9 protein-coding genes are annotated in these 13146 nt (G+C 61.1%); 3 read left to right on the top strand and 6 right to left on the bottom strand.

Annotated elements, in window-relative coordinates; translation table 11 throughout:
* Positions 1–223: 223 nt before the first annotated feature.
* The gene (locus PQQ96_RS15190) at positions 224–709 is read left to right on the top strand and encodes a DUF2147 domain-containing protein (protein WP_408293045.1); all 486 of its coding nucleotides are present in this window, start codon (positions 224–226) and stop codon (positions 707–709) included.
* A gap of 148 nt (positions 710–857) precedes the next feature.
* Here the strand turns inward: PQQ96_RS15190 and PQQ96_RS15195 are convergent, their stop codons facing one another.
* The 6 genes from PQQ96_RS15195 to typA form a co-directional block, all read right to left on the bottom strand.
* On the bottom strand, positions 858–1307 hold the full coding sequence (locus tag PQQ96_RS15195; RefSeq protein WP_408293048.1) for a transposase: 450 nt from the start codon (positions 1305–1307) through the stop codon (positions 858–860).
* 162 nt (positions 1308–1469) lie between these two features.
* Complete coding sequence (gene zapE / locus PQQ96_RS15200; protein ID WP_408293051.1) at positions 1470–2567, bottom strand: cell division protein ZapE; 1098 nt, start codon at positions 2565–2567, stop codon at positions 1470–1472.
* A gap of 90 nt (positions 2568–2657) precedes the next feature.
* Positions 2658–4088, bottom strand: a complete 1431-nt coding sequence (gene lpdA, locus PQQ96_RS15205) for a dihydrolipoyl dehydrogenase (protein WP_408293054.1) — start codon at positions 4086–4088, stop codon at positions 2658–2660.
* A 139-nt stretch (positions 4089–4227) separates the two neighbouring features.
* Complete coding sequence (gene odhB / locus PQQ96_RS15210) at positions 4228–5499, bottom strand: 2-oxoglutarate dehydrogenase complex dihydrolipoyllysine-residue succinyltransferase (RefSeq protein WP_408293057.1); 1272 nt, start codon at positions 5497–5499, stop codon at positions 4228–4230.
* Between the two features lie 138 nt (positions 5500–5637).
* Positions 5638–8499 carry a 2-oxoglutarate dehydrogenase E1 component gene (locus PQQ96_RS15215; RefSeq protein WP_408293060.1) on the bottom strand — a complete coding sequence of 954 codons (2862 nt, stop codon included), beginning with the start codon at positions 8497–8499 and terminating at the stop codon, positions 5638–5640.
* A gap of 400 nt (positions 8500–8899) precedes the next feature.
* Positions 8900–10726, bottom strand: a complete 1827-nt coding sequence (gene typA / locus PQQ96_RS15220) for a translational GTPase TypA (RefSeq protein ID WP_408293063.1) — start codon at positions 10724–10726, stop codon at positions 8900–8902.
* Between the two features lie 319 nt (positions 10727–11045).
* Here typA and PQQ96_RS15225 point away from each other — a divergent pair, with 319 nt between their 5' ends.
* Both PQQ96_RS15225 and PQQ96_RS15230 read left to right on the top strand, forming a co-directional pair.
* The gene (locus tag PQQ96_RS15225) at positions 11046–11564 is read left to right on the top strand and encodes a MarR family winged helix-turn-helix transcriptional regulator (protein WP_408293066.1); all 519 of its coding nucleotides are present in this window, start codon (positions 11046–11048) and stop codon (positions 11562–11564) included.
* A gap of 49 nt (positions 11565–11613) precedes the next feature.
* Positions 11614–13122 carry an efflux transporter outer membrane subunit gene (locus PQQ96_RS15230; RefSeq protein ID WP_408293069.1) on the top strand — a complete coding sequence of 503 codons (1509 nt, stop codon included), beginning with the start codon at positions 11614–11616 and terminating at the stop codon, positions 13120–13122.
* The last annotated feature ends 24 nt before the right edge of the window (positions 13123–13146 follow it).

Genomic DNA, 13146 nt, shown 5'->3' on the forward strand with positions numbered 1-13146 from the left:
TCCACTATCAAACGCTGCGCGCATTTTCAGGCGCACTTCACGTATTCTGCGATGACGACGTGCGACTCGCGGCACCCTTGCCGCGAGTCGCAGACCGATGTAGCCGAAGTTGAACCTGAGGGGCACCCCCAGACATCACGGCGGCCGGTTGCTGAAGACTGCCCGAGATGTCAATAACGCCGCGCGACCATGATCGCGCCGTCTTTAATCAAGGAGGAAGACAATGATGCAATTCACTCAACGCGCGCGCACAATCGCGCTTCGCACAGCCAAACAAGCCGCCCTCGCCGGCGTGCTGCTCGTCAGCGCCGTCACCGCAATGGCGCAAACCGATTCCCCGGTCGGCATGTGGCAAACCATCGACGACAGCACCGGCCAGCCCAAGGCGCTCGTGCAAATTGCACAGGACGGCAGTGGCTCGCTGAACGGCAAGGTGATCAAGGGACTCGGTGCAAACGATCAACCGGATCGCCGCTGCACTGAATGTACCGACGCGCGCAAGGACCAGTTGATTCTCGGCATGACGATCATCAGCGACATGAAAAAGGACGGCGACGGCTGGGATCACGGGCAGATTCTCGACCCGGAAAACGGCAAGGTCTACAAGTGCAAGATGCACCTGGAAGAAGGTGGGAACAAGCTGGTGGTGCGTGGTTACATCGGCGTTTCGCTGCTGGGCCGCTCGCAGACGTGGGTTCGTCAGCAATAGTGAGCGCCTCGTTCAGGCGCCGATGCCTGACACGCTAAGGTAACGTTCCATCAGAGCCACACATGCTGCCCGGATGGAACCAGAAGAAACGGCCGACGACCACCATTGTCCGGCCGTTTTTTTGTTTGCGTCTGGCTGGTTGGCGTTGTCATGCAGCGTGCTTGAAGGGCGACGTATACGCGAACGGCGAAGACGGTAACGGCTTGACCGATGCCGGGCTATACGCCGCAGGTGCCGTGGCCGGAACCTTTTCTGCGTCAACGCTCTTCTGTTGCGCGCTCACATGCGTGCGCATGCGCCCTTCCATCATGCTACAGAGTTCTTCGCTCGCCTCGCCGAACAACTGATCCATGACGCGCTTGAGCACGCCGGATTCATACCACGCCTTGAAGCGGCGATGGCAGGTTTGATACGATGGATATTTGCGCGGCATGGCGGACCAGGTCGCGCCGCTATACATCACCCACAGCACGCCGTTGAGCACCGAGCGCGTATTGGCGAGCGGCCTGCCACGCAGTTCGGAGCGCGGACGCAGTTCAGGGAGCAACGGTGCAATGCGTTGCCATTCTTCATCATTGATATCACGGTACGGATTCATGGTTTCTCCTTTGTCAGAACCATGACAAAGAAGATATCCAGGCGCCCGCCGACGGAATATAAGACCAATCCGAATCTTGAAAATACGACTTCGGACACCGCCTCTTTGCTAAGCGGACCGTGATCTATCGCAAAAGCATCGGCGGCCGCATCACGCGACGACTTAAGTCAGCGACGTATCGACGATCCGGCGCGGTGAGTCCAGATATTCCTGCGATTGCATCTCGACGATGCGCGACACCGTGCGCGTGAATTCGTTGGCCATTGGCCCTTCGAGATACAGTTGCTCGGGCGGCACCGCGGCCGACATCAGCAGCTTGACCTTGTGGTCGTAGAACACGTCGATCAGCCACGTAAAGCGGCGCGCCTCCGAGGCCATGCGCACCGACATCTGCGGCACGCCGGACAGGATCACCGCGTGAAAACGGCTCGCCAGTTCCAGGTAGTCGTTCTGCGAGCGCGGACCGCCGCAGAGCGTCGCAAAATCGAACCATACGACGCCGTCAGCGCGCCGCAGTGCCTTCAGCTCCCGCTTTTCGATACGCAGGATAGGGCTCTCATCGGGAACCGCTGCAAGGCGCGAAAACGCGTCGCGCAACGCTTTGTCCGACGCCGCGCCGAGCGGCGTGTGATACACCTCGACCTGGGCCAGCGTGCGTTGCCGGTAATCGATACCCGCATCGACGTTGATCACGTCGAGCTTCGACTTGATCAGTTCGATTGCCGGCAACATACGGTCGCGATGCAGACCGTCCGGATACAGCGTGTCCGGATCGTAGTTGGAGGTCATCACGAACTGCACGCCGTTCTCGAACAGTTTGTCGAGCAGACGGTACAGGATCATCGCGTCGGCGATATCCGACACGTGGAATTCGTCGAAACAGATCAGCCGGTAGCGCTTGGCGATACGGCGCGCGAGTTCGTCGAGCGGATCAGCCGTGCCTTTCAGATCTTCCAGTTCGCGATGCACCTCACGCATGAACTCGTGGAAATGCAGCCGCGTTTTACGCTGCACCGGCACGATCATGTAGAAGCTGTCCATCAGGAAGCTCTTGCCCCGCCCTACGCCGCCCCACATGTACACGCCGCGCGGCAGGTCCGGGTGGATGATCAGCTTCTTGAACGCATTCGAGCGGCGCGATTTGTACTCGACCCACTCGTCATAGCACCGCTGCAGACGGTCAACTGCCGCGCGTTGCGCCGGGTCCGATTGATAACCCCGCGTCTGCAGTTCTTTTTCGTAGTATTCGGTGACGTTCATTGTGTTGCTGCAAAAAGAAAGGCGGGAGGGAGTGAACCCGCCCGCCTTTGTGGTGATGCCAGAGTTGCGTTCAGCCAGGCGTGCGCGTGATTACATGTTCAGCGCGCGCTTGTCCACGGCGAGCGCCGCTTCGCGCATGACTTCCGACAGCGACGGGTGCGGATGGCAAATACGGCCAATGTCTTCCGACGCCGCCTTGAATTCCATCGCCACCACGGCTTCCGCGATCAGGTCCGATGCGTTCGCCGAGATGATGTGCACGCCGAGCAGTTCGTCGGTCTTTGCGTCAGCGATCATCTTGACGAAACCATCCGCCTTGTTGATACCGAGCGCGCGGCCGTTCGCCATGAACGGGAACTGGCCCGTCTTGACTTCGCGGCCTTCGGCCTTCAGTTGCTGCTCGGTCTTGCCGACCCACGCGATTTCCGGTTCGGTGTAGATAACCCACGGAATGCAGTTGTAGTCGATATGCGGCTTCTGACCGTCGATGATTTCGGCCACCATCACGCCTTCGTCTTCAGCCTTGTGCGCGAGCATCGGACCACGCACCACGTCGCCGATTGCGTACACGTTCGGCACAACCGTCGCGCAGTGGTCGTCAACGTCGATGAAGCCACGCTCGTTGGCCTTCAGGCCGATTGCTTCGAGACCGAGGTTGTCGGTGTTCGGCACGCGGCCGATCGACACGATCAGGCGGTCGGCTTCGAGCGTTTGCGCGTTGCCGTCCTTGTCCGTGTAATTGATCGTGACGCTCTTGTCGGTCGTCGTCACTTCGCCGACCTTCACGCCGACGTGGATGTCCAGACCTTGCTTCTTGAACTGCTTGGCGGCTTCTTTCGCCAGCGCCTGGTCAGCCGCGCCGAGGAATTCCGGCAGCGCTTCGAGCACGGTCACGTCCGAGCCCAGACGGCGCCACACCGAGCCGAGTTCCAGACCGATCACGCCCGCGCCGATCACGGCGAGCTTCTTCGGCACGGAGTCGAACGTCAGTGCGCCTTCGTTGTCGGCAACGATCTTGTTGTCGACCGGAACGGCGGGCAGATGGCGCGCCTTCGAACCCGTTGCGATGATGACGTTCTTCGCCGTCACGACTTCGGTTTCGCCTTCGCCGCTCACTTCGATCTGCACGCCGGCGTCCGTCTTGCCGGTGAACTTGCCATGGCCCTTGAGCCACGTGATCTTGTTCTTGCGGAACAGGAATTCGATACCCTTGGTCATCTTCTCGACGATGCCTTCCTTGCGGGCCAGCATCTTCGAAATATCGACCGACACGTTTTCCACGGAGATGCCGTGGTCAGCAAGGTGGTGTGACGCGTTTTCAAATTCTTCCGACGACGCGAGCAGCGCCTTCGACGGAATGCAACCCACGTTCAGGCACGTGCCGCCGAGCTTCAGCGCGCCGGCCGGGTTCTTCCATTTTTCGATACATGCGACCGTCTTGCCGAGCTGCGCTGCGCGGATAGCGGCGATATAACCGCCGGGGCCGGCGCCGATCACGACGACGTCAAATTCTTTGGACATGACAATCCTTTTGATGACGGAACGACGCGCGACCACGCTTCGTGGCGCGCGTCGTTCCAGTACTGCGGAATGCTAAAGACGTGCTGCTTATATGGCGTCGACTTGCGCGATGACAAGCCGGCGCCAGCCGAGCCAGTGCTTACAGGTCGAGCAACAGGCGCGCCGGGTCTTCCAGCGCATCCTTCATCGCGACCAGCGACAGCACCGCTTCGCGACCGTCGATGATCCGGTGGTCGTACGACAGCGCCAGGTAGTTCATCGGACGGATCACGATCTGGCCGTTTTCGACCACAGCGCGTTCCTTCGTGGCGTGCACGCCCAGAATCGCGGATTGCGGCGGGTTGATAATCGGGGTCGACAGCATCGAACCGAACACACCACCGTTCGAGATCGAGAACGTACCGCCCGTCATTTCTTCGATCGACAGCTTGCCGTCCTTAGCCTTCTGGCCGAATTCCGCAATCTTCTTTTCGATTTCGGCGAGGCTGAGCTGATCTGCGTTACGCAGGATCGGCACCACCAGGCCACGCGGCGAACCGACCGCGATACCGATGTCGAAGTAGCCGTGATAGACGATGTCGTTACCGTCGATCGACGCGTTCACGAGCGGGAATTTCTTCAGCGCGTGGACAGCCGCCTTCACGAAGAACGACATGAAGCCCAGCTTCACGCCATGTTCCTTTTCGAACTTGTCTTTGTACTTGTTGCGCAGGTCCATCACCGGCGCCATGTTCACTTCGTTGAACGTGGTGAGGATGGCGTTGGTTTGCTGCGACTCGAGCAGACGCTCGGCGATACGCGCACGCAGACGCGACATCGGTACGCGCTGTTCCGGGCGGTCCTTCAGCCATTGGTCGGCCGATGCCGGCGCCTTGACGTCCGGCAGCGACGGCTTGGCAGCCTTCGGTGCGGCAGCCGGTGCCGGTGCAGCAGCCTTGGCGGCCGGTGCGCCCGCGGTCAGCACGTCACCCTTGGTGATGCGGCCGTCGCGGCCCGTGCCGGCGACGTCGCCCGCGCCCAGGCCCTTCTCGGCCATCAGCTTGCCGGCAGCCGGCGAAGCAGCGGTGTTCGCACCCGTTGCGGATGCAGCCTGAGCGGCCGGTGCCGGTGCCGGCGCGGCAACGGGAGCCGGCTTCACTTCGGCTTCGACAGCAGCAGCGCCTGCCGTGCCTTCGGTGTCGATCTTGGCGATCACCTGATCCGCGACGACGATATCGCCGTCGTTCGCGATCACTTGTGCAAGCACGCCGGCGGAGGGTGCCGGCACTTCGAGCACGACCTTGTCGGTCTCGATTTCGATGAGAATTTCGTCTTGAGCAACAGCCTCGCCGGGCTTCTTCTTCCACTGCAGCATGGTGGCTTCCGAGACCGACTCGGACAGCTGGGGAACCTTGACTTCAACAATAGCCATTATGAATATCCTGAATACGTATCGGGTGACGGCGCGCGATCCACGGACCCGCGACGACCGCCTGCGAACCTCGAATGCCGTGAATGATCTTTCAGACGCGGCACGGGAAAGCGCCTTGCGCTTTCCCGGTTCTAATATTTATTTAGCGATCGACGCGCTCTTGAGGCGGCCGAAAGCGCCTTCGATCAGCGCCTTCTGCTGCTCGTAGTGCTTCGCGTAGTAGCCGACTGCCGGCGAGGCCGAAGCCGGACGTCCGCTGTACGCCAGCTTCTGCCCTTCCTTCATGCCTTCCTTCAGGTGGTGCTCGATGTAGAACCACGGGCCCTGATTCTGCGGCTCGTCCTGCACCCAGACCACTTCGGTCGCGTTGTCGTACTTCTTCATTTCCGCTTCGAACTGCTTATGCGCGAACGGATAGAGCTGTTCGATACGGATGATCGCGACGTCGTTCGACTTCGATTCACGGCGATGCGCCAGCAGGTCGTAGTACACGCGCCCCGAGCAGGCCACCACGCGTTTGACCTTCTTCGGCTCGATCGCTTCGTCGATTTCGCCGAGGATCGGCTGGAACGCGCCCTTCGCCAGTTCGGACAGATCCGACACGGCTTCCTTGTGGCGCAGCAGCGACTTCGGCGTAGCGACGATCAGCGGCTTCCTGAACAGGCGGATCATCTGACGGCGCAACAGGTGGAAAATCTGCGCCGGCGTGGTCGGTTGAACGACCTGCATATTGTGATCTGCGCACAGTTGCAGGAAACGCTCGATACGTGCCGACGAGTGCTCCGGACCTTGACCTTCGTAGCCGTGCGGCAGCAGCATCGTGAGACCCGACACGCGGCCCCACTTCACTTCGCCCGACGAGATGAACTGGTCGATCACGACTTGCGCGCCGTTCACGAAGTCGCCGAACTGCGCTTCCCACGCGACGAACGTATTCGGTTCAGCGGTCGAGTAACCGTATTCGAAGCCCAGCACCGCTTCTTCCGACAACACCGAGTCGATCACCGTGAACTTCGCCTGACCTTCGGCGATGTTCTGCAGCGGCACGTAGGTGCCGTCGTTCCAGCGTTCGCGGTTCTGATCGTGCAGCACCGCGTGGCGGTGCGTGAACGTGCCGCGGCCCGAGTCCTGACCGGTCAGGCGCACTGCATAGCCCGATGCGACCAGCGACGCGAATGCCAGATGCTCGCCCATGCCCCAGTCGAGCTTCGCTTCACCACGGCCCATCGCGCGACGGTCGTTGATGACGCGCTCAACCAGCGGGTGAACCTTGAAGTTTTCCGGGATCGTGGTGACGCGCTCAGCGAGACGCTTCAACTCAGCCAGCGGCACTGCCGTGTCAGCTGCGTCGGTCCACTTACGGTTCAGGAACGGAACCCAATCCACCGCGTACTTGCTCTTGTAGTTCGAGAGCACCGGGTCGACCGTGTGATGGCCTTCGTCCATTGCCTTGCGGTACGCCTTGACGTATTCGTCTGCATCAGCCGCCGTGATCACGCCTTGCTGCACCAGCTTCTCAGCGTACAGTGCGCGCGTGCCCGGGTGCTTCGCAATCGTCTTGTACATCAGCGGCTGCGTGACAGCCGGCGTGTCCTGCTCGTTGTGACCCAGCTTGCGGAAACAGACGATGTCGACGACGACGTCCTTGTGGAACTGCATCCGGAAGTCGATAGCCAGCTGCGTAGCCAGCACAACCGCTTCAGGATCGTCACCGTTCACGTGCAGTACCGGCGCCTCGATCATCTTGACGACGTCCGAGCAGTACAACGTGGAGCGCGAGTCGCGCGGGTCCGACGTCGTGAAACCGATCTGGTTGTTGATGACGATGTGCAGCGTGCCGTGCGTGCCGTAACCGCGCGTTTGCGCGAGGTTCAGCGTTTCCATCACGACGCCCTGGCCCGCGAAGGCCGCGTCGCCGTGGATCTGCACCGGCAGCACTTGCAGGCCGCTGTCGTCGCCGCGGCGATCCATACGGGCCTTGGCCGAGCCTTCGACCACCGGGTTGACGATTTCGAGGTGCGACGGGTTGAACGCAAGCGACAGGTGAACCGGGCCGCCTTCGGTCGAAACGTCCGACGAGAAACCCTTGTGGTACTTCACGTCGCCAGCCGGCAGGTCGTCGACGTGCTTGCCTTCGAATTCGGCAAACAGGTCAGCCGGCATCTTGCCAAGCGTATTGACCAGCACGTTCAGACGGCCGCGGTGGGCCATGCCGATGACGATTTCCTGAACGCCGTTTGCGCCGCCGTGACGCACGACTTCGTCCATCGACGCGATGAAGCTTTCGCCGCCTTCGAGCGAGAAGCGTTTCTGGCCGACGTACTTGGTGTGCAGGAAGCGCTCGAGGCCTTCAGAGGCCGTCAGGCGATTCAGGATGTGCTTTTTCTTTTCATTGGAGAAGTTCGGCGTCGAACGGATCGACTCGAGCTTCTCTTTCCACCAGCGCTTCTGTTCCGGATCGCTGATGTACATGTACTCGGCGCCGATCGTGCCGCAGTACGTATCACGCAGGGCCTGGACGATCTCGCGCAGCGAAGCACGCTCGAATCCGAAATACAGATTCGTTGCGCTGAACTCCTGGTCCATGTCGGCTTCAGTGAAGTCGTAGAACGCGGGTTCAAGTTCGGGGATAGCGGGACGTTCGCGACGCTTCAGGGGATCGAGATTGGCCCATTGCGAGCCGAGGAAGCGATATGCGCCGATGAGGGACTGCACATAGACTTGCTTGCGGGAGGTAGCGAGATCTTCGCCGCCAGCCGCCGTGCGCGGGATAAAGGCATTAGCCTTGGCCCGTTGCGCAAACGATTCGACGATCGGGCCATGGGCCACGTCGTTGGCATTGCTGCCATCCGATGCAGGGACGTTCTGCAACGCGTCGAAATAGCTGCGCCAGTTCTCGGGCACTGACGCCGGATTATCGAGATACGCTTCGTACATTTCTTCTACGTACGGAGCATTGCCGCCGAACAGATAAGAGTTCGACTGGAATTGCTTCATCATTTTTACGCTCACCTTTCTTCGAGTTTCTCGAGAAATAGCGGGTTACAGAACCTTCCGCGACACGGCCTGACCGTTTAGCGGATTGCGCGAATCAAGTCTTGCTTGGAAGGACCTAAAACTTTGCACCCCGGGAGCATATCACAGAACGGATAGTGCAGATAGCAGACGGATTGCCGCTCAAGCCCATGGCGACGGGCTTTCAGCGACATTACCGCTACTCGCAACAGTCTTCTGCGGAAAACGGGGACAAACACCTGCAATCGGCCCGCCAACCGCGAACAACGGCGTGCAATGCAATTCGCACGACCCATACGGCCCACTCGACTGGTGGCTCAGAAACGGCAAAAGCCACCCGAAGGTGGCTTTTGCCTTGCCATCAACCTGGATGCCAGGCGGATGCTTAGTCCACTGCGCCCTTACGGCTGGCGCTGCGGCGCTCGTGCTCCTTCAGGTAACGCTTGCGCAGACGGATGGATTTCGGCGTGACTTCGACCAGTTCGTCGTCGTCGATGAATTCAACCGCGTATTCCAGCGACATCTGGATCGGCGGCACGAGGCGCACCGCTTCGTCCGTACCCGACGAACGCACGTTGGTCAGTTGCTTGCCCTTGATCGGGTTCACGACCAGGTCGTTGTCACGGCTGTGAATGCCGATGATCATGCCTTCGTACAGCGGCTCGCCCGGCGACACGAACATACGGCCGCGATCCTGCAGCTTCCACAGTGCGTACGCCACTGCCGCGCCGTCGTCCTGCGAAATCAGCACGCCGTTACGACGCTCGCCGACACCACCTTCCCGGACCGGCTGATACGAGTCAAACGTGTGGCTCATCAGGCCCGTACCGCGCGTCAGCGTCAGGAATTCGCCCTGGAAACCGATCAGCCCACGCGCCGAAATACGATACTCGAGACGCGTACGGCCGCGGCCGTCCGACGCCATGTCGAGCATTTCGCCCTTACGGCGGCCCAGCTCTTCCATCACACCACCCTGATGGCCATCTTCCATGTCGACCGTCAGGTTTTCGTACGGCTCGTGCTTCACGCCGTCGACTTCCGTCATCACCACGCGCGGACGCGACACGGCCAGCTCGTAGCCTTCACGGCGCATGTTTTCGACCAGAATGGTCAGGTGCAACTCGCCGCGGCCTGCCACTTCGAACGTGGTTTCGTCGCCCGTTTCTTTCACGCGCAGCGCCACGTTGTGGTTCAGTTCCTTCATCAGGCGGTCGCGAATCTGACGGCTCGTGACGAACTTGCCTTCGCGGCCGGCCAGCGGCGACGAATTGACGAGGAAGTTCATCGTCAGGGTCGGTTCGTCGACGGTGATCATGGGCAGCGCGTCCGGCTGTTCCGGTGCGCAGATGGTCACGCCAATACCGATTTCTTCGATACCGTTGATCAGCACGATGTCGCCGGCTTCAGCCGAGTCAACCTGCACGCGCTCCAGACCCTTGAACGACAGCACCTGGTTGATCTTGCGGTTCAGGATCGCGCCATCGGGGCCCGAACGCACGGCGACGGACATGCCCGGCTTGATCGTGCCACGCGTAATGCGGCCCACGCCGATACGGCCGACGTACGACGAGTAATCCAGCGAAGTGATCTGCAGTTGCAGCGGCGCTGCCGGATCAGCCGGGCGAACCGGCACGTGTTGCAGCACGGCTTCGAACAGCGGACGCATGTCGCCTTCGCGCACGTCCGGCGCCAGGCCGGCGTAGCCGTTCAGACCCGATGCGTAGACGATCGGGAAGTCGAGTTGCTCGTCCGTTGCACCCAGCTTGTCGAACAGGTCGAAGGTCTGGTTGATCACCCAGTCGATCCGCGCGCCAGGCCGGTCAACCTTGTTGATCACAACGATCGGCTTGAGACCGAGCGCCAGCGCCTTCTTGGTCACGAAGCGCGTTTGCGGCATCGGGCCTTCGACTGCGTCGACCAGCAACAGCACCGAGTCGACCATCGACAGCACGCGCTCCACTTCACCGCCGAAGTCGGCGTGGCCCGGGGTGTCGACGATGTTGATGTGCGTGCCTTCGTACTCGACCGCGCAGTTCTTCGAAAGAATCGTGATGCCACGTTCCTTTTCGATGTCGTTCGAGTCCATCACGCGCTCGACAACCTGCTGGTTATCGCGGAACGTGGCCGTCTGGCGGAGGAGCTGGTCGACGAGCGTGGTCTTGCCGTGGTCGACGTGGGCGATGATGGCGATATTGCGTAGGGCGCGAGTCATAGGAACCTGGAGACAGTTGAGTGCGCCAGCAGCAGCATTTGTGTACGAAGCCAACAAAGCCCAAAGCGCACTTTTGGGAACCCAACATTATAGCACGCCCAAATGAAGCTTTCTGGTATTCCCTGATGGGCCTACCCTCTTTCATGTGAAGGCCCGTAGGAAGAAAGCCCGCCAAACGTCAGCAATACCCTACGCAAACCCGCGCACATTGTGCCTTGAGCAGAAAAAGTTCCTTGCCTAAGCTGTAATAACGCTTGCCGCGTCAATCAACCGCTGCCTATAATCCTGCCTAGTCAACCATTGCATTCGCACGAGAATCATGACGGATCCGTCCTCAATCCCGGACTCAGACATCAGCGAGTACCAGCTAGGCGAAAGCGTTGGCTATCTGATCTCACGAGTGAAATCGACCCTGTCCAACCTGGTCACCCAACGCAGCATGGCGGAGCTGGGCATCACCAGCCAGCAAGGCAGCATCCTGTTCATGGTGGCGAGCGGCAAGTGCCTGCTGGCAGCCGAACTGGCGCGCGAATACGGCATTGACGCAAGCGCCGTCACGCGCCTCGTCGATCGACTGGAAAAGCGCGGCCTGCTGACAAGAGTGCGCAGCAACGAAGACCGGCGGGTCGTACGGCTCGCGCTGACACCGGAAGGTCATGCGATCGCGGCCAAAATGCCCGCCATTTTCAACGGTGTGCTGGACAGCCTGCTGGGCGGATTCACCCCGGAAGAAGTGGGCTTCCTGAAGAGCATGCTGCGTCGCGTACTCGTCAATTCCGGCGAACAACCACCGGGGCTAACCCGTGATGCAGCAAGCAATTTTGACAGCAAATCGTAATAAATTGCTTGCAGTGTCCATCATTACATTCCACTCAAAGAGTCGAGCGATGAAATCCCTTTCCCTGTCCGCGCCCGCGCTTTCGAGCCGGGCCGCTGTCGCCGCTGCGGTGACGGCGCTCGCCCTCACGGGGTGCGCGAACTACTTCGGTATGAAGAGCGACAAGCAGATCTCGTCGCCGGCTCAGTACGAAGCCACCCAGAGCCTGCCCAGCCAGGGCGGCCAGTGGCCGTCGCTCGACTGGGCCAACCAGTTCGGTGACCCGCAACTGCCGAAGCTGATCGCGGAAGCGCTGGAAGGCAGCCCCTCGATCGCGCAGGCGCAGGCACGCCTCGCCAAGGCTTCGTCGTACATTGAAAGCTCGCGCTCGGCGCTGTACCCGAAGATCAACGGCAGCTACTCATGGATTCGCGAGCTGTTCTCGGCTAACGCGCTCTACCCGCCTCCGTACGGCGGCACCTGGTATAGCGAAAACAACGTGCTGGCCAGCGCATCGTGGGATCTGGACCTGTGGGGCAAGAACCGCCAGCGCCTCGGTCAGGCCGTGTCGCAGGAAAAGGCCGCGGAAGCCGACATGCAGCAGGCGCGCGTGACGCTCGCCGCATCGGTGGCGAGCACCTATAACCAGCTCGCCCAGTTGTACGCATTCCGCGACATCGCCGCGCGCGAAATCGCCAACCGCCAGGACATCGGCCGCATCACCAACGGCCGCGTCGCCGCCGGGCTCGATACCAACGTCGAACGGCAAACCGCGAACGGCAACATCGCGACCAGCCAGGCGAACCTGACCGATCTCGACGGCCAGATCACCGTGGTGCGCTATCAGTTGGGCGCGCTGCTCGGCAAAGGTCCGGATCGTGGCCTGCAGATCGCCAAGCCGGTTCTGACCACCGGCGACACCGTTGCGCTGCCGAACAACTTGCCGGCCGACCTCGTGGCCCGCCGCGCGGACATCGTCGCCGCGCGCTGGCAGGTCGAGGCCGCGATGCACGACGTCAAGGAAGCGAAGGCTGAGTTCTTCCCGGACATCAACCTCGCCGCCGGTTTCGGTTTCGACGCGTTCGGCTGGGGCCGCTTCTTCAAGTCGGGCAGTCGTCAGGTGCAATTCGGCCCGGCGATTCACCTGCCGATCTTCGACGCCGGCGCGCTGCACTCACAGTTGAAGGGCCGCTTTGCCGATTTCGACCTCGATGTGGCGAACTACGACCAGACGCTGATCAATGCCCTCTCGGATGTCGCGACGCAAGTGTCTTCGATCCGTTCGATCGACCAGCAATCGGGCGATGCCCAGCGTGCGCTCGACGCGTCGACCAAGGCCTATCAGTTGGCGGTGATCCGCTACAAGGCCGGCCTGTCGGAACAACTGCAGGTGCTGACCGCCGACCAGAACCGCCTTGCTGCCGAACAGACGGTGACGAGCCTGAAGATGCGCCGCCGCGATCTGCAGATTGGCCTCATCAAGGCGCTCGGTGGCGGTTTCGACGCCACGCAGACCGGCCTCGTGGTGCCGACCGATGCCCCGGCATCGGCCACCGCCGCGACCGCCGCTGCAAACTGAGTGCACAAGCGAACGCACAAGCCG

It is taken from the genome of Paraburkholderia sediminicola, from assembly GCF_046027825.1.
GTDB lineage: Bacteria > Pseudomonadota > Gammaproteobacteria > Burkholderiales > Burkholderiaceae > Paraburkholderia > Paraburkholderia sediminicola_D.